This is a genomic window from Altererythrobacter lutimaris, assembly GCF_013371495.1.
GTDB classification, from domain to species: Bacteria; Pseudomonadota; Alphaproteobacteria; order Sphingomonadales; family Sphingomonadaceae; genus Erythrobacter; species Erythrobacter lutimaris_A.
In genome coordinates, this window is the sequence record NZ_JABWTA010000001.1 from 2,695,363 (window position 1) to 2,719,263 (window position 23,901).

At 57.9% G+C, this 23,901-nt stretch carries 26 protein-coding genes and 1 tRNA gene; 6 read left to right on the plus strand and 21 right to left on the minus strand.

Features of this window, described 5'->3' with window-relative positions:
- Nucleotides 1-3 precede the first annotated feature (3 nt).
- The 4 genes from HUO12_RS13110 to HUO12_RS13125 form a co-directional block, all read right to left on the minus strand.
- A complete protein-coding gene (locus tag HUO12_RS13110) occupies nucleotides 4-966 on the minus strand; it encodes an AAA family ATPase (RefSeq protein WP_176274024.1) in 963 nt (320 codons plus the stop codon).
- Complete coding sequence (locus HUO12_RS13115) at nucleotides 963-2,345, minus strand: DUF4350 domain-containing protein (protein WP_176274025.1); 1,383 nt, start codon at nucleotides 2,343-2,345, stop codon at nucleotides 963-965. Before HUO12_RS13115 ends, HUO12_RS13110 begins: the two co-directional genes overlap by 4 nt.
- Nucleotides 2,342-3,061, minus strand: coding sequence for a hypothetical protein (locus HUO12_RS13120; RefSeq protein ID WP_232367396.1), 720 nt, complete (start codon nucleotides 3,059-3,061; stop codon nucleotides 2,342-2,344). The genes HUO12_RS13115 and HUO12_RS13120 overlap by 4 nt, the downstream gene beginning before the upstream one ends.
- A gap of 105 nt (nucleotides 3,062-3,166) precedes the next feature.
- Nucleotides 3,167-4,060 (minus strand): prephenate dehydratase, encoded by an 894-nt coding sequence (locus HUO12_RS13125; RefSeq protein WP_176274026.1) that lies wholly within the window; start codon nucleotides 4,058-4,060, stop codon nucleotides 3,167-3,169.
- Nucleotides 4,061-4,214: 154 nt separating this feature from the next.
- On the opposite strand from HUO12_RS13125, the gene HUO12_RS13130 reads away from it, so the two are divergent.
- Nucleotides 4,215-4,847, plus strand: coding sequence for a c-type cytochrome (locus HUO12_RS13130; protein WP_176274027.1), 633 nt, complete (start codon nucleotides 4,215-4,217; stop codon nucleotides 4,845-4,847).
- Nucleotides 4,848-4,853: 6 nt separating this feature from the next.
- Here the strand turns inward: HUO12_RS13130 and HUO12_RS13135 are convergent, their stop codons facing one another.
- Together HUO12_RS13135 and HUO12_RS13140 are read right to left on the minus strand one after the other, a co-directional pair.
- Nucleotides 4,854-5,519 (minus strand): RlmE family RNA methyltransferase, encoded by a 666-nt coding sequence (locus HUO12_RS13135; protein ID WP_176274028.1) that lies wholly within the window; start codon nucleotides 5,517-5,519, stop codon nucleotides 4,854-4,856.
- Complete coding sequence (locus HUO12_RS13140; protein WP_176274029.1) at nucleotides 5,516-6,766, minus strand: Ppx/GppA phosphatase family protein; 1,251 nt, start codon at nucleotides 6,764-6,766, stop codon at nucleotides 5,516-5,518. Before HUO12_RS13140 ends, HUO12_RS13135 begins: the two co-directional genes overlap by 4 nt.
- A gap of 244 nt (nucleotides 6,767-7,010) precedes the next feature.
- Between HUO12_RS13140 and HUO12_RS13145 the strand changes: the two genes are divergently transcribed.
- Nucleotides 7,011-7,084, plus strand: a tRNA-Gln gene (locus HUO12_RS13145).
- Nucleotides 7,085-7,140: 56 nt separating this feature from the next.
- On the opposite strand, the gene HUO12_RS13150 is transcribed toward HUO12_RS13145, so the two are convergent.
- Together HUO12_RS13150 and HUO12_RS13155 are read right to left on the minus strand one after the other, a co-directional pair.
- Nucleotides 7,141-7,863, minus strand: coding sequence for an RES family NAD+ phosphorylase (locus HUO12_RS13150; protein ID WP_217905197.1), 723 nt, complete (start codon nucleotides 7,861-7,863; stop codon nucleotides 7,141-7,143).
- Between the two features lie 9 nt (nucleotides 7,864-7,872).
- Nucleotides 7,873-8,283, minus strand: coding sequence for an antitoxin Xre-like helix-turn-helix domain-containing protein (locus HUO12_RS13155; protein ID WP_176274030.1), 411 nt, complete (start codon nucleotides 8,281-8,283; stop codon nucleotides 7,873-7,875).
- A 164-nt stretch (nucleotides 8,284-8,447) separates the two neighbouring features.
- On the opposite strand from HUO12_RS13155, the gene HUO12_RS13160 reads away from it, so the two are divergent.
- On the plus strand, nucleotides 8,448-9,320 hold the full coding sequence (locus tag HUO12_RS13160) for an LOG family protein (RefSeq protein WP_176274031.1): 873 nt from the start codon (nucleotides 8,448-8,450) through the stop codon (nucleotides 9,318-9,320).
- Nucleotides 9,321-9,444: 124 nt separating this feature from the next.
- Here the strand turns inward: HUO12_RS13160 and thiD are convergent, their stop codons facing one another.
- The 3 genes from thiD to glmM are packed head-to-tail and all read right to left on the minus strand — an operon-like array spanning nucleotide 9,445 to nucleotide 11,814.
- Nucleotides 9,445-10,260, minus strand: coding sequence for a bifunctional hydroxymethylpyrimidine kinase/phosphomethylpyrimidine kinase (gene thiD, locus HUO12_RS13165; RefSeq protein ID WP_176274032.1), 816 nt, complete (start codon nucleotides 10,258-10,260; stop codon nucleotides 9,445-9,447).
- On the minus strand, nucleotides 10,250-10,477 hold the full coding sequence (locus HUO12_RS13170; RefSeq protein ID WP_176274033.1) for a DUF1272 domain-containing protein: 228 nt from the start codon (nucleotides 10,475-10,477) through the stop codon (nucleotides 10,250-10,252). Before HUO12_RS13170 ends, thiD begins: the two co-directional genes overlap by 11 nt.
- Nucleotides 10,477-11,814, minus strand: a complete 1,338-nt coding sequence (glmM, locus tag HUO12_RS13175; protein ID WP_176274034.1) for a phosphoglucosamine mutase — start codon at nucleotides 11,812-11,814, stop codon at nucleotides 10,477-10,479. The genes HUO12_RS13170 and glmM overlap by 1 nt, the downstream gene beginning before the upstream one ends.
- A 185-nt stretch (nucleotides 11,815-11,999) precedes the next feature.
- On the opposite strand from glmM, the gene HUO12_RS13180 reads away from it, so the two are divergent.
- A complete protein-coding gene (locus HUO12_RS13180) occupies nucleotides 12,000-12,611 on the plus strand; it encodes a superoxide dismutase (RefSeq protein ID WP_176274035.1) in 612 nt (203 codons plus the stop codon).
- 89 nt (nucleotides 12,612-12,700) lie between these two features.
- On the opposite strand, the gene HUO12_RS13185 is transcribed toward HUO12_RS13180, so the two are convergent.
- Nucleotides 12,701-13,327, minus strand: a complete 627-nt coding sequence (locus HUO12_RS13185; RefSeq protein ID WP_176274036.1) for a sigma-70 family RNA polymerase sigma factor — start codon at nucleotides 13,325-13,327, stop codon at nucleotides 12,701-12,703.
- A complete protein-coding gene (locus tag HUO12_RS13190) occupies nucleotides 13,327-13,533 on the minus strand; it encodes a NepR family anti-sigma factor (RefSeq protein WP_176274037.1) in 207 nt (68 codons plus the stop codon). The genes HUO12_RS13185 and HUO12_RS13190 overlap by 1 nt, the downstream gene beginning before the upstream one ends.
- A gap of 149 nt (nucleotides 13,534-13,682) precedes the next feature.
- Between HUO12_RS13190 and HUO12_RS13195 the strand changes: the two genes are divergently transcribed.
- A complete protein-coding gene (locus HUO12_RS13195; protein WP_232367397.1) occupies nucleotides 13,683-15,437 on the plus strand; it encodes a CHASE domain-containing protein in 1,755 nt (584 codons plus the stop codon).
- A gap of 9 nt (nucleotides 15,438-15,446) precedes the next feature.
- On the opposite strand, the gene HUO12_RS13200 is transcribed toward HUO12_RS13195, so the two are convergent.
- Both HUO12_RS13200 and HUO12_RS13205 read right to left on the minus strand, forming a co-directional pair.
- The gene (locus HUO12_RS13200) at nucleotides 15,447-16,232 is read right to left on the minus strand and encodes a response regulator (protein WP_176274038.1); all 786 of its coding nucleotides are present in this window, start codon (nucleotides 16,230-16,232) and stop codon (nucleotides 15,447-15,449) included.
- A gap of 280 nt (nucleotides 16,233-16,512) precedes the next feature.
- Nucleotides 16,513-17,709: an N-acetyltransferase gene (locus HUO12_RS13205; protein ID WP_217905198.1), complete on the minus strand. Its 1,197-nt coding sequence runs from the start codon at nucleotides 17,707-17,709 to the stop codon at nucleotides 16,513-16,515.
- 118 nt (nucleotides 17,710-17,827) lie between these two features.
- On the opposite strand from HUO12_RS13205, the gene HUO12_RS13210 reads away from it, so the two are divergent.
- On the plus strand, nucleotides 17,828-18,916 hold the full coding sequence (locus HUO12_RS13210) for a fatty acid desaturase family protein (protein ID WP_176274462.1): 1,089 nt from the start codon (nucleotides 17,828-17,830) through the stop codon (nucleotides 18,914-18,916).
- Here the strand turns inward: HUO12_RS13210 and HUO12_RS13215 are convergent.
- The 6 genes from HUO12_RS13215 to HUO12_RS13240 form a co-directional block, all read right to left on the minus strand.
- Nucleotides 18,913-19,449, minus strand: coding sequence for a GNAT family N-acetyltransferase (locus HUO12_RS13215; RefSeq protein ID WP_176274039.1), 537 nt, complete (start codon nucleotides 19,447-19,449; stop codon nucleotides 18,913-18,915). The genes HUO12_RS13210 and HUO12_RS13215 overlap by 4 nt on opposite strands.
- A complete protein-coding gene (gene lptG / locus HUO12_RS13220) occupies nucleotides 19,446-20,543 on the minus strand; it encodes an LPS export ABC transporter permease LptG (RefSeq protein ID WP_176274040.1) in 1,098 nt (365 codons plus the stop codon). The genes HUO12_RS13215 and lptG overlap by 4 nt, the downstream gene beginning before the upstream one ends.
- 18 nt (nucleotides 20,544-20,561) lie before the next feature.
- On the minus strand, nucleotides 20,562-21,815 hold the full coding sequence (gene lptF, locus HUO12_RS13225) for an LPS export ABC transporter permease LptF (protein WP_176274041.1): 1,254 nt from the start codon (nucleotides 21,813-21,815) through the stop codon (nucleotides 20,562-20,564).
- A 99-nt stretch (nucleotides 21,816-21,914) separates the two neighbouring features.
- Nucleotides 21,915-22,421: a DUF427 domain-containing protein gene (locus tag HUO12_RS13230; protein ID WP_176274042.1), complete on the minus strand. Its 507-nt coding sequence runs from the start codon at nucleotides 22,419-22,421 to the stop codon at nucleotides 21,915-21,917.
- Between the two features lie 30 nt (nucleotides 22,422-22,451).
- A complete protein-coding gene (gene clpS, locus HUO12_RS13235) occupies nucleotides 22,452-22,859 on the minus strand; it encodes an ATP-dependent Clp protease adapter ClpS (RefSeq protein ID WP_217905301.1) in 408 nt (135 codons plus the stop codon).
- A 221-nt stretch (nucleotides 22,860-23,080) separates the two neighbouring features.
- Nucleotides 23,081-23,884: a phasin family protein gene (locus HUO12_RS13240; RefSeq protein ID WP_176274043.1), complete on the minus strand. Its 804-nt coding sequence runs from the start codon at nucleotides 23,882-23,884 to the stop codon at nucleotides 23,081-23,083.
- Between the last annotated feature and the right edge of the window lie 17 nt (nucleotides 23,885-23,901).

Here is a 23,901-nt window from a genome sequence, read left to right on the forward strand (position 1 = left end):
TTGTCAGCGCGGCGCCTCAGTGCTTTCGACGAGCTCTGCAACCAGAACCTCTACATCGCGCCCTTCGATCTCTGCCGAGGGCGAGAGCGTGAGGCGGTGGCGCAGCACGGGCACTGCCAAGGCCTTGATATCGTCGGGAATAATGTAGTTGCGACCGTGGAGCGCTGCTCGCGCACGGCCCGCATTGGCGAGCATGACGGCAGCGCGCGGGCTTGCGCCTACGGCCAAGTCGGTATGATCGCGGGTCGCGCGCACCAGCCGGACGACGTAATCGATAATCTCCTGCGCGACAGTGACTTGATCCACTGCAGCGCTGGCTTCTGCGAGTTTTGCCGGGTCAGCGACAGCAGTCACACCGATTTCTGCTGGGCGCGGCGGGCCTTGTTTCTGGCCGAACTGCGCGACAATTCTGGCTTCCTCGCTCTCTTGCGGATAGGGCACTAACAGCTTGAAAAGAAAGCGATCGAGCTGCGCTTCCGGCAAAGGATAGACCCCTTGGCTTTCGATAGGGTTCTGTGTTGCCACCACCATAAACCGGTCGGGCAAAGCGTGCGTTTCTCCATCCAGCGTCACGCGGCGTTCCTGCATCGCTTCGAGCAAAGCGGCTTGCGTCTTGGGCGGTGTGCGGTTGATCTCGTCTGCCAGCAGCAGCTCACAGAAGATCGGACCGCGTGTGAGCGTGAATTGGCTCGTCTGGAAATTGAACAGATTGGAGCCGAGAATATCACCCGGCAGCAGGTCCGGCGTGAACTGGATGCGCCCGAAATCAAGCCCCAGCGCAGTCGCAAAGCTCTGACCCAAAAAGGTTTTTGCAGTCCCCGGAGGGCCTTCTAACAAGACATGGCCCTGGCTGACGATTGCGATCAACAGATGCTCGATCATCTCGTCCTGGCCGACGATAGCTTTGCCAACTTCGCTGCGAATACTGCCAGCCAGATCGCGCAATTGGTCTAGCGTCATGGTCATCTCTCGAGTTTCCTTTCTAGTTCCTTCAGCGCGCCAGCGGCTCGCAAAATGTCTTTAGGTTTGCGTGCGTTACGCAAGGTATTGGCTCTGTTGAGCAAAGGTTCTTCGTCCGGAAAACGCTCTTGAAGAGCCTCAGAGATGACCCCTAGATCACCCCTAGATATGCCGAGACGCCGCCCAATTCGCCGCGTTGTGAGCGAGATGTAAGGCTCTGCGAGCAAGTTCAGCCGGCGCGCGCGCAGGATCAGGCCTGCACCGTTCGAAACCAGCCGCCTCTTGCCGAATGCCATCGCCTGCGCTTCTGCTAGCGGCGGGCCGAACCGAATGAAAGCGCGCCAACCAATGATGAGCAGCGCGAGGATCAGGCACAGCGTTGCAGCAAGAAATGGCGGGCGGAAAGCGAGCGTCAGCAGATTCTCTGAACCGCCGAGCCCGTTCAGTGTCACATCGAATACGATCTCGTCGAATTCGTCGTAAGCAACCTCGTCAATGATCGCGAGAGCGGCAGCCGCGCGGGTGCGATCAGACAGGCCGTAATTGTTCATGAGGTCCGGCTCGATCACGATTGTGACAGGATAGGCATCAACAAAGAAATCGCTGTCTTCTTCGCCGAGGACCGAGCTCACGAGAATGTCGCCATCTTGCGTCGTGACCAGAGGCATGTGGCCCGGAGTGTCTGGCGCGGAGTTGTAGCGCCCTTCCGGCAGCTTTCCTGAGAGGCCAAGGCCCGACCAGTTGGTGGGCTCAAGATTCTCGATAATCCTGCGTCTTTCCTCTGAGGCAGCTACAAGCTCTTCCACCGCAGGCTGGTCGCCTTCCTCAGCGTCAAAGGTTTCATCCTCGCTTTCAAGAATTCCTTCCCAGGGTTGCTGGACACTAAACCAATAAGGTTTGTCCAACTCCTCCATCCATTCGGGGTTCGCTGTAAAGAGCAGCCGTACCCAGCCATCTTCGACTTCAATATCGTCCGCCGGATTGTCCTGGACTTGCTGCGCATACCATTTCGGCAAGATGATGAGCGTTGGGCCAGTGTAATAGCGATCTTCAAGGATCGCCTGGATATCCTCTGCATCGGCGTTCATCGGCGGGGTAAGTACCAGCAGGCCAAAGGTTTCCATGCCGCTGGGTGTGCGCGATACTGTGACATCGCGGCCTTCCAGCCTGAGTAGTTCGACCAGCCCGGCATAGCCATTGAGACCATTGGCAGAGGCATGGCTTCCGCCATCATTGGACTGGCGGCTGGTCTGGCCGGCCCCTATCAGCGCGAGGAATGCGATAAATGCGAGGAAGCTTGCAATCACCAGCGCAAGCACTGTGCGTTTGCTGAATGGGCTGGCGCGGTGGCTTGCCTGGACAGGGGCTGCGGTCGCGGCGCTCACCACGCACTGCCTTTCATCGGCACTTGCGCAAAGCGGGCATAGGCAGAGCGCGCTGCCTCCCAATCGGATTGGTCCAGACTGCGCAAGGCGAACAGGCTGCGCTCGACGCGTTCTGCAATAACTCCGAAGGCTTCGCGCGCGGCCTGCGGAAGCTCGCTCAAGACGGAAAGCTCGCGCGCAGTGGAAGATGGTTCGACCCAGTCAGGCCGGGCAGCAGCGATCTGGCCGACGCTGCGCTGCAGGAGTAGATGGGTTGCTTCATCGAATTGCCCGCTTGCAGCCAATTTGTCCGCGTCTTCCAGCAAGGCCAGGCTTTCCTGTTGGTTGGGTACCCATTGCGCATCATCCTCGCCTGCAACATCGGCTTTGCGATTGCCGAGCATGGGCAAGTCTAGCAGCCGGACAAGCAGCATGAGTGCGGCCGCCACGAGAAGCGCGATCAGAACCCATTTCAGGATCGGCCAAGAACCGACCAAGACCTCACCGAGATTGAGGCTGTCGATCAGCCATTGGAAGAACCGCTCGAACCAACCCGGATCGCGCGGTTCGCGCGGCGGAAAGACGATTGGCTCGAATTGAATGTCGCTATTGTCGCGCAGTTCCTGCCAGCCGGACAGGTCGTTCGGCTCGCTACCTGTAGCGTTCACAGCCTCACCGCTCAGGACCTCGTCCTCAGCCTCATTGATCGCTGGCAGTGTAAGGGAGCCACTCGACATTGATCACAGTGTTGGCATGCAGCGGGGAGCCACGCAACTGCAAGCTAAGGCCAGAACCGCTTAAATCGCAGATAAATGGCCCTGATCTTAGGAGCTGGTTAAGACTTAGTTCCGTGCCCGGGCCTGACGATAGCTGCCAAGGATCCGCAATTCCTTTGAATGGAAGGCAAGTTCTTCCAGCGCGCGATCCACTGCCGGATCACCGGGCGCGCCTATAATGTCGGCATAGAATGCGGTCGCGGTAAAGCTCGTCCCGATCTGGTAGCTTTCCAGCTTGGTCATATTGACGCCATTGGTCGCAAAGCCGCCCATCGCTTTGTAGAGCGCTGCAGGAATGTTTTTCACTTCGAAAACGAAGGTCGTGATCGCGTCCTCGCCTGCGAGCGATGCTGGATCGTTGGGCTCCGGCGCCAAGATAACAAAGCGCGTCATATTGTCCGACGCATCCTGCACGTCGTTTTCTATGATCTTGAGGCCGTAAAGCTCCGCTGCAATCGGAGGCGAGATCGACGCCAGGCCCGGATCACCTTTCTCTGCGACAAATGCTGCCGCGCCAGCTGTATCAGCATGGCTAAGTGGCACGATCCCCCGCTCGCGCAGGAAGAACCGCGATTGGCCAAGCGCTTGCGGATGGCTGTAAGCGGCAGTGAAGGGCCCATCGCCGAGCGCCATCAAGGCGTGGCGGATCGGCATGAAGTGCTCGCCGACTATTGAAAGCCCGCTTTCGGGCAGCAGGAAATGTATGTCTGCGACACGCCCGTGCTGCGAATTCTCGATCGGGATGATTGCGGAACCTGCGCGGCCATCCTTTACCGCGTCCAGCGCATCTTCGAAACTGAAGCAAGGCAGCGGGAGCGCTTCTGGCAAGGCTTCCATCGCTGCGCGGTGCGAGTTCGCGCCGGGACAGCCTTGGAAAGCGACTGCATTCGTGGGCGCCTCTGCCGCTGCGGCTTGCATGGTTTCGACCATCTCGGTGGCGGGTGCGGGAAAGCTCTGCATGATGGATCGTCTGCTATCGCCAGGCGCGCCATGCGGCAAGTGTGTTGCACGTCTTGCACTCAGCAATGCGCCGTATGGTCTTGCGCCTTCGCCTGTCCGCGACTAATGCGGCGCGCAAACGCATAAGACACGTTCTCGGGATACAAGACTTACCATGGATGATCGTTTCAACACTATCGCCGGCTGGGTGCTGTTCGCAGGCATTATCGCGCTGGGCTTCTCAATTCTGAGCAGCAAGTATTTCCACGCTGACAGCGCCGAGCGTCCTGAAGTTCTGGGCTATGTCATCGAAGGCGTAGTCACCGAAGATACCGGTGCCGCTGCTGAAATGACCATGGCAGAAGCGCTCAACATGGATACGCCTGACGCACTGATCGCCGCAGGCGAGCGTGTGTTTGCGAAGTGTCAGGCTTGCCACACTGTTGATCAAGGCGGCGCGAACGGTATCGGCCCGAACCTTTATGCGACGATGGGTGCAACGATTGGCAATCACTCACCTGGCTTTGCTTACAGCTCTGCTCTGCAAGGTGTTGGCGGCGTGTGGGATTGGGAGACCATGAACGCTTGGCTCAAGAACCCGCGCGGCTTTGCTGATGGCACAACGATGAGCTTCGCTGGTCTCAACAAGATCGAAGATCGCGCAGCTGTTGCAATGTATCTGAACTCGCTGGGCTCGAACCTTGAAGTACCTTCCTACGTTGCTGATGCAGCGGAAGAAGCGGTCGAAAGCGAAGATGTTGTCGACGCAGCGGCAGAAGATGTCGCTGAAGAAACGGCAGCTGAGTAATCGCGATTAAGCGCGGGGCTTCAGGCCCTGCGCAATCACATACCATTCCGATGAACCTTTGCGACTAGCCGGCGGCTTGGCGTGTTTCACTGTCTTGAAGTGCGACTTCAGCAGCGAGAGCAGCTCTGTGTCGGTTCCGCCTGCCAGAACCTTGGCGACAAAAGTCCCGCCTTCTTCCAGCGTTTCAATCGCGAACCAGGCGGCCGCTTCGACGAGGCCCATTGTGCGCAAGTGATCGGTCTGCTTGTGCCCGACTGTATTTGCAGCCATGTCTGACATGACGAGATCGGGCGGACCGTCGAGTGCCGCGGTAAGTTTGTCAGGCGCAGCATCGTCCATGAAATCCATCTGCAGGATCGTGACGCCTTCAATCGGCTCGGTCTCCAGTAAGTCGATGCCGACGATCCCCGCCTTTGGCGCGAGCTTGCGCACGACTTGGGCCCAGCCGCCCGGTGCGATCCCTAGATCGACGACGCGCTTGGCCCCGCGGATCAAGCGGAACTTTTCATCGAGCTCGATCAGCTTGTAGGCAGCGCGGCTGCGATAGCCGTCGGCCTTTGCTTGCTTCACATAAGGATCGTTCAATTGCCGCTCGAGCCAGCGGGTCGAGGAGGCTGTGCGTTTTTTCGCGGTGCGAACGCGCCGGTCAGTGTTGCGGCCAGAGCGGCTCATGAAGTTTTTCCGTGGTCGCGCGCAGCGGTAAGCTCTGTCGCCATGAGGCTGCGCAAGATCCCTTCGCGAATGCCGCGGTCAGCAACGCCAAGTCGCTCGGCTGGCCAGATGTCCAGGATCGATTCAAGGATTGCGCAGCCAGCGACGACCAGGTCGGAGCGGTCATTGCCGATGCAGGGCAGCGCGCTGCGGTCATCGCGGCTGAGGCTGGACAGGCGCGCGCTGATATCGCGCATGGATTGCGACGGCACGATCAGCCCGTCGACGGCCTTGCGGTCATAGGCGGGCAGCTCCAGATGCAAGCTCGCCAGCGTTGTGACAGTGCCGCTTGTACCCAGCAGACGGATGCCGGGCGCATTGACGGCGTCACCGATCCGCTCTTTGAATGGCGCAAAGCTCTCCAGCACCAGACGCCGCATTTCCGCATAGCGCTCAGCGCGCGCTTCATCGCTGCTGGCCGTGCGCGGGACAGTATCCGTTAGTGAAACGACGCCCCAAGGCACGCTCAGCCAATCCTTGATCTGCGGGATCGGGCCGCCTGCTTCAAGCAGGACAAGTTCGGTCGAACCGCCGCCAATATCGAAAATGATCGCGGGTCCTTGGCCCTGTTCCAAGAGGATATGGCAGCCAAGCACCGCGAGCCGTGCCTCTTCTTCCGCAGAGATAATGTCGAGCACAATCCCGGTCTCTTCGCGCACGCGTTCGATGAACTCCGCGCCGTTTTCTGCGCGGCGGCAGGCCTCTGTTGCGACCGAGCGCGCCAGATGGACATTGCGGCGACGCAGCTTGTCGCTGCACACCTTCAACGCTTCGAGCGTGCGGTCCATCGCTGCATCGCTCAAGCGCCCTGACTTGGCGAGGTTTTCGCCCAGCTTCACCACGCGACTGAAGGCATCGATGACTGTGAAATTCTCGCCGGAAGGCCGTGCAATCAGAAGTCGGCAGTTATTCGTGCCGAGGTCCAATGCGGCATAGGCCTGATTGGGACGGGGCCCGGAGAAACGCGGCTTGTTAGAGTGATTGGCGGTAAAGCGAGGCTTGTGAGATACTCGCTGCGAGGAGCCGTTCGCATCGCTGCGTACTCCATTATCGCGCCCGCCGCCCTTGCCTCTGCCTTTACGCGCTGCAGGGTTTCCATCTTTTGACCGGGAGGGACGTTTGTAGCGGAAATCGGCTACTTTACCGGACTTGCCGCCCCTCTTTTTCCCAGTCTTGGTCTGTGTGTCCGGCGGCTGGGTATCCGCCATACAGCTGGTGTCTTTCTTGTTCCTCTTGCGAAGATTTCCCGCAAGGACTTAAAGCCAAACTAGCGCGATGCAGCATGTGAGACAAGATTGCGTCTTAACCTTTCGCATTCGCTCGCCGTGATAGGATCGGCGCCAGCATGCAATCACAGAGCTTGACCTCAGCGATGCGCGAAACTAGATGCGCCACGCCTGCCGCCAGAGAACTTGGGGTTTTCAGGTGATCAGATCACCGGCGCGCAGCTGATGCCCCGTCGTCTAATGGTAAGACTACGGACTCTGACTCCGTCAATTGAGGTTCGAATCCTCACGGGGCATCCAGCTTTCCCACGATCGTCCCACATTGCGGTAGAGCGCGCCCCGCTTGCGAGCGCGGATCAGACTTTGGCAATCGCGGGCGTGAGATCACCATCCCAGGTAAGGCGCCAGGTTGATCCCTGACGCACATTCTGAATGAGGTTTGTGCGAAAGGCAGCGAGGCAAAAACCTCCAGCATAGCGGAGCGAGGGATAGACTACTCCATTCGCGCCCGCTGCCCTGAGTTCCTTCGCAAGCAGCTGACCGGCCAAATGTCCTACCGCTGGGTCTGGATCCAGCCACGCTTCGCCAGTCGTATCGCGAAGATCGGCGAATGGACCGATGAACGAGGCTACCAGTTCGCGATAGTCGGTTGTGTTCTCGAACACGCCGACATTCCCTAGCTCTCTGGCAAGATGAAAGGAGACCTCTGCGATGGCGGTGTCAGCGGCGTGCTCGCCCCATGCCGCATACCACGCACCGCGCTTCTCATCGTTGAAGCGGTTTCCCGCAGGCCGGGTGTAGCAGAATGCCGCGTTGATCAAGCTCCAGCCATAACCGGATGCGTCGGTCAGGAGTTCACGCCGGTCGACATCAGGCGGGAGAGGCAAGTCCTCATTTTGGCGCAGCGATGTCTTGCGTTCGATCTCTGCGAGAAAACCCAGATCATCGTCGTCATCGACAAGCGGCGCCATGGCAGGCTCATCGATATAGGCTGTGCTGATGAGCCTGATTGTATTCGACTCTGCAATGTCGGTTGCTTCGAGCCCATGTGGAAGCGGGGAGGGCTGCTTTTCAGCCACGGATCCGGATCAAAGCCCGCCGCGCAATGCATCAATATGCTGCCGGACAGAGGCCATCGCAGGAATGCCTCCTGCAATCATCATATCGACTGGGCGCTGGCCATTATACGGCGCTCCGCGATTGGGGAGGGTCGGCCAGTTGTAGGTAAGTGGACCATTGAACAGCAAGCGAAGACCCTTGAAAATGCCAATGATGAGGCTTGCCCTCGTCACCTTGTCGCGGTCCAGCTTGCCCTTGTAAGTGTCCGCCTTCATGCGGCTCCAAGTGGCCATTGGCACGTCGAACAGAGCTGCTGCTTCTGCACTGGTCAAATCCCACGCTGCTGAAGCACGGACAACCGCTTTGACGATCTTCGACACTTCATCGCGGTCAGCCACAGGCTGTATTTGCGGTTCAACAAGTTTGATTGCAGTAGCCATTGAAGCCCTCATATGAGATATATTTGACTATCATATGATGAGAAAAAAGTCAATTGGCAAGCCATTGATCGACATTTGTTGCCCGCGCCACTCAATCTACCTCTTCACCATTCGCGATCATTGCTCGCTTGCTCCATGGGCGAGCCGCGCCTAGGACTTTCGCAATGACAGAAAAAGATTTGATGGATCGCCGGTTCTACCCGGCTGAACAAGAAGCCCGCTTTTCCGACGATTGCCCGGAATGCACCCCGCAGACAGAGCATCCAGCCTATAAACTCGCATTCCGCGATACGGACTTCCTGCTGCGCGAAGAATTGCGCCCCATTCGCTTCCAGCTTGAGCTACTGAAGCCGGAAATGCTGCTTGATGAAGCGCGGGTCGGCTCGACGCTTGTCATGTATGGCTCGGCTCGCATTCCGTCGCCGGAAACTGCGCAGGCGAAGATCGATGCGGCCAAGGATGGTAGCGAATACGAGCAGAAAGTCGCGCAGCGCTTGGCTGACAAAGCGAAATACTACCAGGAAGCGTACACGCTTGCGCGGATGGTGAGCGAGAAAGCTATCATCGAAGATGGCAAACGCCAGTTCGTCGTGTGCTCAGGCGGCGGCCCTTCGATCATGGAAGCGGCCAATCGCGGTGCAAGCGACGCGGGTGCAGAGTCCATTGGTCTCAATATCGTCTTGCCGCATGAGCAAGCGCCCAACGCTTACGTGACGCCTTATCTCTCGCTCAATTTCCATTACTTTGCGCTGCGCAAGATGCATTTCCTGATTCGCGCGCGCGCGGTTGCAGTCTTCCCCGGCGGGTTCGGTACGTTTGACGAGCTGTTCGAGCTGTTGACGCTGATCCAGACAGGTAAGATGCGTCCGCTTCCGATCCTGCTGTTTGGCAAGGACTTCTGGAACCGTGTGGTCGATTTTGACGCGATCGCTGAAGAAGGCACAATTGCGAAGAAGGATCTCGAGCTGTTCAAATGGTGCGAGACCGCTGACGAAGCCTGGGCGCACATTGCGGACTTCTACGATCTGGATCGTTAGGAATTCACGCCTCTCCTAGCCGCCCGCGCCCTCCACCCTTCCACCCGGATGTTATCCCGGTAGGCTCCGGGTGGAAGGGTGGAGGGCGTGGGCGGTTTAGGCCCTACAAATAAGCTCGCTTATCCTAATTCAAACTCCGCACAGCGTGGTGACCGAGCGGGCCATTGCCTTCGCCAAAGCCGGGTGCCGCCTGGACCGCTTGAAATACGAATTTGCGGGCGAGCCGGACGGAGTGCTCAAGGCTTTGTCCGTGACCGAACAGCGTCGCGATGGCAGCAGACAAGGTGCAGCCCGTACCATGCGTGTGCGGCGTGTCGATCCGCGCATGGTTGAAGCTGATCGCTTGACTGCCATCGGGGGCAAGCAGCACGTCTATCACGCGGGCATCGTCAGTGTGGCCCCCTTTTGCAAGCACATGGCAGCCATATTGCTTGGCGAGTTCTTGCGCAGCATTTGCCATCAGATCGAGCGATCGCAGCTCAGTCTCAGCCATCAGTTCAAGCTCTGGCAAATTGGGCGTGAGGATCGTTGCGCGGGTGAACAGAAGGTCTTCATTGGCAGCCATAGCATCGGGTGCGATCAGCGGTACGCCGGAAGTCGAGACCATCACAGGGTCGAGAACGATGGGCACACTTTCATCGAGCGTTTCCAGCGCATTTGCGACCGCTTCGATAATTCCGCGATCATGCAGCATGCCGATCTTGATGGCATCGACGCCGATATCCTCGATACACGAAGCGATCTGATCCGCGACGAAATCGGGGCTCATCGGTGCAATGCCTTGGACACCCACGCTGTTCTGTGCAGTCGCGGCTGTCAGCGCCGTCATTGCATAGCCACCCAGCATGGTAATGGTCTTGATGTCCGCCTGAATGCCAGCCCCGCCAGAACTGTCAGACCCGGCGATCGAAAGCACGCGGGGAGGAGGCTTAGACGCCATTGAACTTCCGCTCGGTCGATGGCGGGAATTTCTCATGCAGCGCTTTGGCGCGGGTAGGGCGGTCCATCAGCTCGCCTCCGCAATTAGGGCAGACATCATCGGCTTTTTCGGCACAAGGCGCGCAGAAGGTACATTCAAAGCTGCAGATGAATGCGCCGGGCGCTTCCGCTGGCAGATCGGTCCCGCATTTCTCACAATCAGGGCGCATTTGCAGCATTAGACTGCCTCCTTCACCGCGTCGCATATCCGCCCAACAACAGCTTCGACTTGAGCGCTGTCATCGCCTTCGGCCATGACGCGGATGACAGGCTCTGTGCCGGAGGGCCGGATAACCAAGCGCCCTTTGCCGGCAAGCTCCGCTTCTGCATCAGCAATAACTTGCTTCACTTGCGGGTTCTCGAGAGGCTTGCCGCCATCGAAGCGGACATTGCGCAAAAGCTGCGGGACCGGGTCGAACAGATGCAGCAACTCGCTGGCCGGCTTGCCTGTGCGAACAAGGCTCGCAAGCACGCCAAGCGCCGCGATAGTGCCGTCCCCGGTGGTGGCATGGTCAAGCAGGATCATATGGCCCGATTGCTCGCCGCCAACATTGAAGCCGCCTTCCTTCATCCGCTCCAGCACATAGCGATCGCCGACCTTGGTGCGCTCCAGCGTCAGATCAAGGCCTTGCAGATATCGCTCAAGCCCGAGATTGGACATGACTGTCGCGACAACCCCGCCGCCGGTGAGCGCGCCTTTCTGCGCCATGCGGGTCGCGATCAGTGCCATGATCTGATCGCCATCAACCGGCTGGCCTTTCTCATCGACCACGATCAGTCGGTCTGCATCTCCATCGAGCGCGATACCGATATGCGCGCCTTCCTCGACAACCTTTTGCTGGAGAGCTTCAATCGAAGTTGAACCCACGCTGTCATTGATATTCGTGCCGTTGGGGGCATCACCCATCGTGATGAGCTCTGCACCGAGTTCCCAGATCGCAGTCGGCGCGACTTTGTAGGCGGCTCCGTGTGCGCAATCGATGACGACCTTCAAATCATCGAAACGGATGTCCGCGCCAATCGATTGCTTGATCGCATGGATGTAGCGTCCGGGCGCATCATCGATCCGGCGAGCGCGCCCAATGGCAGAAGGCTCAGCCAGCACAGGGTCTTCTGCCATGAGAGCTTCGATCTGCGCTTCGTCATCGTCGGACAGTTTGAACCCGTCCGGACCGAACAGCTTGATGCCATTATCTTCGTAGGGATTGTGACTGGCAGAAATCATTACGCCAAGATCAGCGCGCATTTCACGTGTGAGCAGCGCAATTGCCGGGGTCGGCAACGGTCCTGTCATGATGACGTCCATGCCAACGCTGGTGAAGCCGGCCACCAACGCGCTTTCCATCATGTAACCGGACAGCCGCGTATCCTTGCCGATGACCACGCGGTGCGGATGACCATCACGCACGAAGTGCCGGCCGGCAGCTTGCCCGACACGCATAGCAGTCGTCGCTGTCATGACGCCCGCATTGGTGCGTCCTCTGATGCCGTCAGTTCCGAAGAATTTGCGCGCCATGGCTGTGTCCGCTCTCCTGTCCAAGAATTCAGGCTTTAGCCGTGGTTGGAGAGCAAAGGGAAGAGCGAGTCTGACGGCTGTCCAAATCGCGCTATGAAGTTTGCAACGAAAACGCGCTCCATGCGTTGAAGATCCAAGCACCCGTTCTTACAAAATACTCACATTCACAAAGATTTGGAGCGATCATGGCTTTTGCACTTTCACCACTACCGTACCCTGACACAGCGCTTGCCCCGGCCGTTTCAGCCGAAACGCTTTCGTTTCACTATGGCAAGCACCATCAGGCCTATATCGACAAGATGAACGCTGCGATTGAAGGCACTGACCATGCCGATGCCGCGATGGAAGACATTGTTGCAGCGGCGCGCGGTTCGAACCAGGGGCTGTTCAACAATGCAGCACAAAGCTGGAATCACGCGTTTTACTGGCACTCTATGGCAGCAGAAAGCACAGCGCCTTCAGCTGAACTCGCCGCCAAGATTGACGAAGCCTTCGGTTCAATCGACGAGCTCAAGCAGCAGTTGAAAGATCGCGGTGCAGGCCACTTCGCGAGCGGCTGGGTCTGGCTTGCAGAAAAGGACGGCAAGCTCTCCATTGAAGAGACGCATGATGGCGACACGCTCGCAGACAGCGATTTCAATCCGCTCCTGACGATCGATGTGTGGGAGCATGCCTACTATCTCGATCACCAGAACAAGCGTCCGGCATATTTAGATGCCGTCATCGAGCAGAAACTGAACTGGGCGTTTGCAAGCGAGAACCTGGCGCGCGGCACGACCTGGACTTACGCGTCCTAAGAAGCGTTTGGGCCAAGACAAGAAAGCCCGGCTGCATCACGCGATGCGGTCGGGCTTTTGCTTATGTGGAGGTACGTTGAGCCTTAGGCTCAAGGCTTGGCGGCGAGGCCATTTCCTGCCGCTACATCGTCCAGTTCTTCAAGGATCGCGCGGTGAGCGGCGGCATCTTCTATAGAGCGTTGCGGAATAGCGCCTTCAGCAAGCATGGAATTGAGCGCTGCGCGTGCGCGCCCAACCCGGCTTTTGATTGTACCAACCGCACAGCCGCAAATGTTTGCTGCTTCTTCATACGAGAAGCCGCCTGCACCAACGAGCAGCAACGCCTCGCGCCGTTCCGGCGGAAGTGTCAGCAGCGCGCGGTGCATGTCGGACAAGTGGATCGGCTCTTCCTGGCCGGCAGGAGCGGTGAGAATACGCTCAGCCACAGTCTCGTCATATTCGCCGCGGAAGCGGTTGCGCCGCATGTCAGTAAGATAGGCATTGCGCAAAATGACAAAGGTCCAGGCACGCATGGATGTACCGGGCTCGAAACGTTCTTGCGCGGCCCATGCCTTCAGCAGGGTTTCCTGCACGAGGTCGTCTGCCATGTCTGGCCGTCCGCACAGTCCGCGCGCGAATGCACGCAGATGCGGCACGACTTCCGTCAATTCGCGCTTGAAGTCCGCTTTTTCAGAAGCTGTGCGCTTTGGCTTATCAGTGGTTTTTGCCTTCGCCATCAGCTTTTCTCGCCCGCATCGGACTCATCCAGCTTGGCGAGTAAATCCTTGAAACTGTCAGGCAAAGGCTCATCAACAACGGAATCGTACATTTTGCGCAGACCATCGGCCCATTCGGGCTTAGGCGCATGATCTTCGCTCGCTGCGCCGGACTTGGCAGGCGGCTGCTCTGAATGCTTGTCGTGAGACTGTTTGCCTAATCCCATCAGATTCCCTCCTCGCGAACTTGCGAGTTAGCGCCCTCCTGATCCCTAAAGGCGAGCAAGAGAGCCGCTTTTTGTGGATCGAACTAGGAACGAAAGGTCCAGTTTTTTGTTCCCAGCCAACAGATAAGCAGCCATATCCAGACGTAAAGATGGATCAGTCGACACCTTCCTCCAATGCAAGCACAGGCGGCTTCGAAGCACGCCAGAAGCAAGGTGTCTCTGCGTCGCCAGTGTCTTTGGAGAAGCTGGATCAGGCAGAGACCAAGCGTCGCCGTGGTCGTGCATGGCTCATGAAATATCCAAGAGCCGTCCCGATCGCGATCTTCCTCGCGATCCTTGCCATCACTGGGCTTAGCGTGTTCGCGATCGAGAAAGGCGAAAGCCAGCGTGAACGTGCTGCGCTTGATGATGCGGCGCAATCAGTTGCAGCGGCCATAGACAGGCGCGGACACACCAGCGCGTCCTATTTGCGGGCAGGGGCGGCTCTTGCTGCGTCGGTTGAGTATGTCGATCTGCCGCTGTTTCGCCGCTTCGTGTATGAGTTACGGCTCGATGCAGACACGCGCGGCGCGGAAGGCATTGGCTGGGCCGAAGCGCTTACGCCGCGTGAAGTGGCTTCGTATGAGGCGCGCATTGGCGATCAGATGAGCCGGACAATCGAGATCACGCCAGCGCCAGATCCCGGCGCCCAACTGTTGGTGCCCGTCACTTTTCTGGAGCCGGATACGGAACGCAATCGCCGCGCATTTGCCTACGACATGTATTCCGAACCGGCGCGACGTATGGCCATGGATGAAGCCGCGCGATCGGTTAGGCCTGTGGCGAGTGCTCCGATCGTACTCGTCCAGGAAGGCGGAAGCGATGAGCCAGGCTTCCTGATTTATATGCCTGTATTCGAAGACTACGGTAGCGGAAGACGCTTGAAGGGATTTGTCTTCAGTCCGTTCAATGCGCGCGATTTTCTTCTCAATGCAGTGGAAATGTCCGGCGCGCGGCAGATTAGCGTCAGTCTTTACGACCTGCGGATCGACCAAGACACATTGCTCGCGACGGTTGGTGATGCTGGCCCCTCATTCATGCTGGCTCGCGAAAATGTGGAGATTGCCAATCGACCTTTCGCATTGGAAATCCGTGCTGCGCATCGTGCCGCGCTTTCCCCTCTGTCGATGGCGACGCTGCTGTTCGGGCTGGCTGTTGCAAGCCTGCTCATGCTGCTGGCACGGCTCATCACGCAGCAAGCGATTGAAGATGAGAACGCGCTGGAGCGTTTCGCGCAGCAGGTTTCGATCCGGGATTCTCTCACACGTGAACTCAATCACAGAGTGAAGAATACGCTTGCCAATGTATTGTCGATCATCTCGCTGACACGCCGCCGGACGTCTGATCTTGATGAGTTTGCGAACGGCCTGGAAGGCCGCATTCGTGCGATCTCTGCGACGCATGCACTGCTGACGAATTCGGAATGGGGTACGACTCCGATCCGGGCGGTGATCGAAGTTGAAGTCGCGCCTTACTCAAAAGAGCACAGCGCTGCTGTGCGGATGTCCGGGCCTGATCTTGAGCTTGCCCCGAACGACGCATTGTCGCTTGGCCTTGCGATCCACGAGCTATCAACCAATGCTGCGAAATTTGGCGCGCTCAGCGATGACAGTGGCTCTGTGGAGGTCAGTTGGGAGCTGTCAGATGAAGGGCTCGCGATTGTGCACTGGATTGAAAGCGGAGGGCCAACCGTCGCCTCACAACGCAAGCCCGGCTTCGGCACTGACTTGATCGAAAAGATTGTCGCGCATGAATTGCGCCACCCGGTCGATCTTGAATTCCATGAGGACGGCGTACGCTGCACTTTGCGCGTGCCGATCCGCGAGCGCGGCGATTTTCAACTGCGCGGCAATTTGGAAGTCTGATCCCTATGGTCAGATAGGTTTGCTGTGCCCGAAGAACAGCGCTTGGCTAATCGCTGCGCGCACAGTGCGTTCTTCGAAGGGCTTGGTGATCAGGTAAGTCGGCTCGGGTCTGTCGCCGGTCAGAAGCCGTTCTGGGTAAGCTGTAATAAAGATCACAGGCACGTCAGCAATAGCAAGAATGTCCTCAACCGCATCGATACCTGAAGAACCATCGGCGAGCTGGATGTCCGCGAGGACCAGACCCGGAGTGCGTTCCGCGACTTGTTCCTGCGCTTGTGTGCGGGTTGCAGCTGTTCCGAAGATTTCATGCCCCAAACCTGACACAAGGTCTTCAAGCTGCATGGAGATCAACGGCTCGTCTTCGATGATAAGTACATTCGTCGCTGCTTCACGGTCGATTTCCGCGATGGCTTCATCGATCAGGCCCGCCACTGCCTGAGGTTCGAGATTCATGATCTCGGCTGCTTGTGCGACGCTGAAATTTTCAAGCGTCGTCAGCAACAGGGCTTGGCGGTTTAGCGGGGTGATCGATGTGAGTTTGGCCGAGGCAATGCTTTCTGCTCCACTGTCATCACCAGCATCGACATCAAGATATGCCGAAGACCAGACGGAATTGAATGCGCGGTAGAGCGCAACGCGGCCTTCCTCGAGTGATTGCTTGAGAGCGCTGTCTTCAAGCGCTGCTTCCAGTGTCGCCCGCACAAAGGCATCGCCGGTAGTCTGTGAACCACTTAGCGCGCGGGCGTAGCGCCGCAGATAGGGCAAGTGTGCGGCGATTTTTTCACTGAGTGCCATGCGGTAATTACCTCCCGTGCTGCGCGTATGTGGGGATCACTGTGCGCAGTGTTAAGCCCGGACATCCGCTCTTCTACTCAGGAAAACCACTTGGGTCCGAAAAAAGTTTCAAAAAAGTGGTCCGAGCGGGAACCGCTGTTTCAATCGGGCATTTTGTTACTGTCACCGCCGAGACCCCCCTCCCGTCCAAGCGGCTGGTGATACGATCCCGAAGGCCTTCGTTCTCCGATGGAGAGCGGAGGCCTTTTTCGTTGGCTCCTCAGCTTCGGATCGGGCGAAGCTATAGCGCTTTTTCGAACACCCAATATTCGCGGTTGATGGTGCTATCGATCGCATCGGCGATGGCTTTCATGCCTTCATTGTCATCAAGGATCCATCCGATCTCGCCGCGCTGGCTGTGATATTTGCCAACCGCATTGATCCGGATCTGGCTGATCATCATGAAGGCCAACTGGCTCGCCATCCGGGAGTTGTGTAGCTCTTTCATGACACCCATGAGCGGCACGCGCATGCCGGACCCGGTTGGATTGCGCATCCATCTGAGCAAGTGAAACCAGCCAAACGGGAAGAGCTTGCCGTCCACTTTCTGCAGCACGTGGTTCACGTCCGGGAAGGTCAACATGAAGGCCATGGGTTTCCCGTCGACTTCTGCTATCATGTTCAGTTCTTCATGGATGATCGGGCGCAGTTTCTTGCCTGCATAGGCGATCTCGTCAGGCGTAAACGGCACAAAGCCCCAATTGCTGGACCATGCATCGTTGAGGATTCCGAGAATGATCGCAGCTTCGTTGTCCCAATCCTTCTTGTGAACTTGCCTTACCGTGATGCGCTCATTGCGCTTGCCGGATTTGACGATCCGCTGGATCAGCGGCGGAAAGTCTTCCGTGACATCAAGATCATAAGTGAGGAGTGTTTTGGCCTTGGCGTAGCCAGCATTCTCAATCCAGCCGCGATAGTCAGCTGGATGATGGCCCATCATGATCATTGGCGCATGATCCTGGCCTTTAACGAGCAAGCCGGGCTCTTCCCACACCGACATGGAAATGGGGCCAAGCACGCGGGTCATGCCTTCGCGCCTGAGCCAGCCTTCAGCCGCAGCGAGCAAAGCTTTTGCCACCGCTTTATCCACGGCGTCGAAATAGCCAAAATTGCCAGTACCCGGACCAAAGCCCTGTTCAGCCGGCATGGTCAGCGCGAGCTCGTCAATATGCGCGGATATACGCCCGACTGCTTGGCCGTTTCGCTTTGCGATGAAAAGCTGAGCGCGCGCATGTCCAAAAAACGGGTTCTTGTCCGGATTGACCAGTTCCAGCTGCTCGCTTCGAATTTGTGGCACGGAGTGGGGCAGGCGAGCAGCAAAATCGCGTCCCAAATCAACGAATTGCGCTCGCCCCTTCTTGCCAGAAACCGGCTCGATCACTATTTGCGCGTCGCTCACTAGTTTGACCCCATCCGCATTGGTATATTCAGGTTGCATTAGCTCTGCGTGTGCACATTGCGCCAAGTCAAGCAACTGAAGCGATTACTCTGTTAGAGAAACCGAGTTTGTCCTCGCACCGGAAAATGCGGTAAGGGGCGGCTTGGAACTGAAGATCATGAATGCAAACGTAGCCATCGACCCTGCCGATCCGGCACCAACAGCCCGTCCAACGCGGCTTGATTTCCTTTCGAGTGACGACAAGGATATGCTTCGTGCCGCGCGCGATGCGGTCAAGGATCTGGGTCAAGCCAAGGGCGCGATCTATTGGCCCGACATGCTGGTGTCCGCTGCCTCGGGATATGGCGGGATTGCCTTTGCGGTTCTCACGTCTTCGCTGCCGCTTGCGATACTGAGCGGACTCATCGCAGCGCTGGCGTTTTACCGCGCGCTCATGTTCATCCATGAGCTAACCCATATTCACCGTGATGCGCTGCCGGGCTTCCGGCTGGGCTGGAACCTGCTCGTGGGCATTCCGCTTCTAACACCCAGCTTTATGTATGAAGGCGTGCACACGCTGCATCACAAACGCACGCAATATGGCACGATCGAAGACCCTGAATATTTGCCGCTCGCGCTGATGAAGCCGTGGTCTTTGCCGGTCTTTGTGCTGATCGCATTGCTCGCGCCTGTCGGTCTGCTATTGCGTTTCTCGGTTCTCGTTCCGCTTGGCGCGATCATTCCGCCGGTGCGCAGGTTTGTATGGGAGCGTGTTTCCTCGCTGTCGATCAATCCCGATTTCCGCCGCAAACCGCCCGAAGGCACGTTCCGCAAGCGGGTCCTGTGGCAAGAGACAGGCGGTATGCTGTGGGCCTGGACAATTCTGGCTAGCACCAGCGTACTGGGCTGGCGTCCTCTGCTTATCGCACTGGCAATCCTTTCGCTTACCGCTGTGCTGAACCAGCTGCGTACTTTGGTAGCGCATCTGTGGGAGAATGAAGGCGAGCCGATGACGGTAACCGCGCAGTTCCTCGACAGCGTGAATGTTCCGCCGCCGGGTATCGCTGCGGAAATCTGGGCGCCGGTTGGCTTGCGCTATCACGCGCTGCACCACTTGATGCCGTCCATGCCGTATCACGATCTGCCGGAAGCGCATCGCCGCTTGAAGAAGCAGCTCGGAGATGCGTCTACCTATGACGGCGCGAACCATCCGGGCATGCTGTTTCTCGTCGGGAAGATCGCTCGCAGCACGATGGTCTCGCGCTAAAGCTCGTCCAGGAAACGGATCATTGCGCAGCGTCGCTCTGGCGGAAGTCCGTGATCGGCTTCCACTGCTAACTCTCCGGCCAAGCGCGGATGAGCATCGAGCGCTGTTACTTCTTCAAAACCGATCCGCTCGTAGAACGGGGCGTTCCACGCAATATCGCGAAAGGTTGTAAGCGTCACAGCCTTGAAGCCGCTATTGCGCGCATCGATCAGGCAAGCGCGCAGCAGGCCCGCCCCTATCCCGCGCTGCTGATGGTCGGGATGCACGTCCATTTCCCAGATATGCAGCTCGCGCTGGAATGGCTCGCTGACGAGGAAGCCTGCCATTGCCTCCCCGACATGCGCGACTAGGGAGTGCCCCTTGCGGATGTAGCGCTCCAGCTTTTCCACTGGGAGGGGATGCGTCCCCGCAATGCCGGCAAGGCCTTCTACGTCTTGAAAAAGCGCGCCCGCCGCGGCTTCGATTGCCGGCATCTCTGCGGCATCTGGCAAACGCGCAAGGCGGAGCGACCAGTCGCTGCGCGTGGCGCTCATTCTTCGGTGCGGATGAGGACTGCTTCACCGACCAGCAGAAACAGCATGAAAGGCGCCCAGGCCGCAAGGAAAGGCGGATACCCGCCGAAATTCCCCATGGCGAGCGCAGCATTGTCGACGACGAAATAGGCAAAGCCCAGCGCCATGCCGATGATGGCGCGCACGAACAATTGGCCGGAGCGCGCAAGACCAAAGGCCGCCACCGCGCCCAGCAACGGCATGAGGAAAGCGGACAAAGGCCCAGAGATCTTGTGCCACCACTTGGCTCTTAGTTCAGCGGTGCGCTTGCCAACCGCTTCATGGTCGTCGATGGCTTGCCCCAGCTCGAAAAAGCCAGTGGCGTCAGGATCGACCGCTTCCAGTTCGATCTGTTCAGGCGTAATTCCTTCGCCAACGACGAGACCTTCCAATTCGTCAGTGGCCGCTGCTGCGACATCGAAGCGCACAGGGTCCTGCAATTCCCATCCGGGGCCTGCATAGATAGCGCTGCTGGCTTTCACTTGCTGACGCAGCATCCCGCCAGGCGCGCGCTCATACCAGGTCACGTCCTGCATGACAGTGTCCGTGCCTTTGCCGTTCAGCCGTGCAGCCGTCATGATGTTCGCGCCATCGGTCAGATAGATGTTTGCGCGGGTTTCTGCGCTTTCCGGCACAGCCCCGTAATCGGTCGCCTCCCATGCTTTGAGTGTGCCGCTTGCGCGGGTCACTACTCGCTCATTGAAGGCAAAACTCACAATGGAGACAGCGGCCGCAGTCATCAGCAATGGCGCAAGCACTTGATGCGCGGAAAGCCCCGCCGCTTTCATAGCGATCACTTCAGAATTCTGGTTGAGTGTGATCAAAGTAATAATCGTCGCAAGCAGTACGGAATAGGGCAGGAAGCGGGCAATCAGCTGCGGTATTCGCAGACTTGCATAGGTCCAAAGCTCGCCCTGTCCATTGCCTTCGACTGCAAGGATCTTGCCGCTGTTGGACAGCAGGTCGAGCATCATCAGCACCAGAACCAGCATCACAAGCACAGCAAAAATGCGTACGACGAACAGCCGCGCTAGGTAGAATGTCAGCGTCTTGGAAGGGAAGAAATCGAGCTGCATGTTTGGCGCTGTCTAATGCTACTCTGCCGGTGCGGATTCAAGCGTTGCATCGCTGCGTTCCGCAGTCACGCGCTGCCTTTTGGGGGCGAACAGTTTGCGCAATCGCTTGGTGAGCTTGCCAAACGCCGTCTCCAAAGCGCCAATGGCTTGTCCGCCCGGAACGTATGCGACGCGGTAATACATCCATAGGATCAGCGCCGCGAAAATGAAGAACGGCCCCCATAACGCAATGACCGGGTCCACTCTTCCTAGCGCTGCGACGTCCTCTCCATACTGGTTCACCTTGTGATAGGAGACGACCATAATAATGGAGACGAACACACCAAGAGCGCTGGTTGATCGCTTGGGCGGGATCGCAAGCGCGACGGCCAGCATGGGGAGCATGATCATCATCACCACTTCGACGAGGCGGAAGTTGAAACTCGCCTGGCTTGCATCGCGTTTGGCTTCAGGCTGATCATCGCTCCAGCCGATGCGGAGCAGTTCAGGCAGGATATATTCGCGCTCTGCATCACCGCGCGCACGGAACTCGTCGATCGTCGGCAAGTCGATGGGCAAGTCATGCCGGGTGAAACTGAGCACTCTGGGTGTGGTGTTCTCAGTGCCGGTGTCCTGCACAATCGTGCCGTCTGTCAGACGCAGGATGATGGTGTCAGGGTCATCGCTGGTTGCAAGAAAAGATCCTTCGCGCGCGCTGATCGACAGCACTTGCCCCTTGGAGTTGGCAACGCGGGCGAAGATGCCGACAAGTCTGCGGCCATCGTCTTCGCTTTCTTCAATCCGCAGCGCCATGCGATCTGCCAGCGTTGTGAACTCGCCGACTTTGATTGACGCACCGAGCGCGCCGGAACGGAGTTCATACTCCATCTGCTCGTAATAGTAGCGGCTCAAAGGCTGGATGAAGAACACCAGCGAGACATTCACCACCATCAGCACGGCGGTGATGATGTAAGGAACCCGAAGCAGCCGATTATATCCGAGGCCGACCGCTCGCATCACATCAAGCTCGCTCGATGTCGCGAGTTTGCGGAAAGCAAGCAGGATACCAAGCAGCAAGCCAAGCGGGATCGCAAGACTCGCATACTCAGGGATCAGCGCGCCCAGCATCTTGAAGACGACGCCGATGGGCCCGCCTTCGACTGCGACAAAGTCAAACAGCCGTAGCATCTTGTCGAGCAGCAGGAGCGTTGCAGCCAGTGCGAACACTCCCAGCATGGGGAACAGGACCAGCTTGAAAATATAGCGGTCTATGCTGGGAAAAAATCGTTCCACGGCGCTCGGATGCTATTGGTTAATGCTTAGGTGTATGCCTCTAGCGGGAAAATTCCCGCGCGTCATGCTTTGCTTGCGTTCTCGCAGATGACTGGGGGCTTACCAGAAGCGGCTTCCCGGGATGCCTTTAAAGGGGCCTGCTTCGTATTGGCTGATCCAGCCGCCATAGAAACTCCCCGGCTGCGGCGTGATTTGCTCGCCATCGACTAAGCATTGATCAAAAGGCTCAGGATAGAATGCGAGATAACCTGCGATGGGCTCGAAAGCGGGTGTTGGCTGCTCGTAGGACCACGCGGCCGCTTCAATACGCTCGCCTGATAGCTCGATGTCCCAATAGCTTGCTTGACCCTTCCACTCGCACAGGGAGCGGCGCGGATTGCGCGTCAGATGCTCCATCGCGATGTCGCTTCGCGGAATGTAATAGGTCGGCGGATGGCTGGTTTCGAGCGTACGCCAAGCGCGCTTGCTGTCGACCAGCATAGTCCCGCGATGGATGATCTGGATGCGGCGGTCGGTCGGTTCAGCAATCGCTGGACGAGGGTAGTCCCACACGCTTTCCTGTCGGGGCTGGACGGGATCAGGCTCTGGATGATGCGGCTGGCGCATATTCTTGCCTCCGCTTGATCGGTTCTCAGTTCAGGCTTTTTCCAGCGTGCATTGCAGCGGATGCTGGTTCTGCCGCGCGAAATCCATCACCTGGTTCACTTTGGTTTCAGCGACTTCGTAAGGGAAGATGCCGCACACGCCGACGCCCTTCTGGTGGACGTGCAGCATGACCCGCGTCGCCTCTTCCAGATCCATGTTGAAGAACCGCTTCAGCACCATCACGACGAATTCCATCGGCGTGTAATCGTCATTCAGCATCAGGACTTTGTACTGGCTCGGTTTCTTCGGCTTTGCCTTGGTCTTGGTCGCAATGCCGACTTCATCTTCGCTATCGGCATCATCGCCATCGGTCCCGGCGAGGCGGACAGGCGCGATCACCCGTGCGCCCTGCGGCGCAAATTCTGCCTGATCGGGCGAAGAAAGGCGGTTCCGGTCCATCATGAAGTCAGGCGCAATATCGTATCCAATTGCATAATCGCAAGGTGGTGCGATGAAGTTAACGCATGAATGCGGCATTTGGGCTCGGCGGATGCTTATCCAATATGCTTGGCCGCCTGAGTACAAAAACCGAGGAGATCCGCTCGGGATCCCCTCGGCTTGTACTTCCAACGGCTGGCTAAAGGGAGAGGGAGGCCAGCCCGTATGGAACGTTCAAAGGCTTAGGCAGCCTTTGAGATCTTCTCTGCAGCAACGCTCATGCGGCTGGAGATCGGTGCGAAAGCGTCGTTGTAAAGCTTTACGATCTCTTCCGTGCGCTTCGAGCTGTAAGAAACAACAGCGTCGAAGTTGCGGCGAGCGAGTTCGCCCTGAAGCTGCATGAGTTCAGTTGGTGACTTAACAGCAGCCATCTTCTTCACGTCAGCAGTGACGGTTTCGACAACGGTCTTGCCGGTTTCAACGTCAGCGCGAACCAGGTCCTGTGCGCCGGCGAACATCACTTTGCCGCTCTCAACGACGGCTTCGATGTTTGCCTTGTTGAATTCGCCAGCTTCGCTCGCGAATTCGCCAGCCTTGGCAGCAGCGGTTTTGAAACGCTCTTGAACGTCAGCAGCCATTTCCTTGGCCTGAGCAGTGAAATCGTTGGTCTTGGCAGTGGCCATGATCTTGTCCTTCAGTTGGATAACAGGATTATCGGTTGAAACTTTGGTTTTCGCAGCGGTCTTGGCAGGAGCCTTCTTCGCTGCAGTTTTCTTCGCTACTACCTTCTTGGCAGGCGCTTTCTTCGCGGCAACTTTCTTTGGCGCAGCGCGCTTCTTGGCTGGAGCCTTCTTCGCTGCAGTTTTCTTGGCAGGAGCTTTCTTGGCTACTGCCTTCTTGACCGCCGCAGGCTTTACCTTTGGCTTCGGCGCGTCAGCTTCGACAGCTTTCTCAACTGCCTTCTCGCTTACGTTCTTCTTTGCAGCCGCTTCAGCATATGCCTTTTCAGCAGCAGCATCGATTTTTGATGTGGCGTTGGTAGCCATGAGAACCTCGTCTTTGT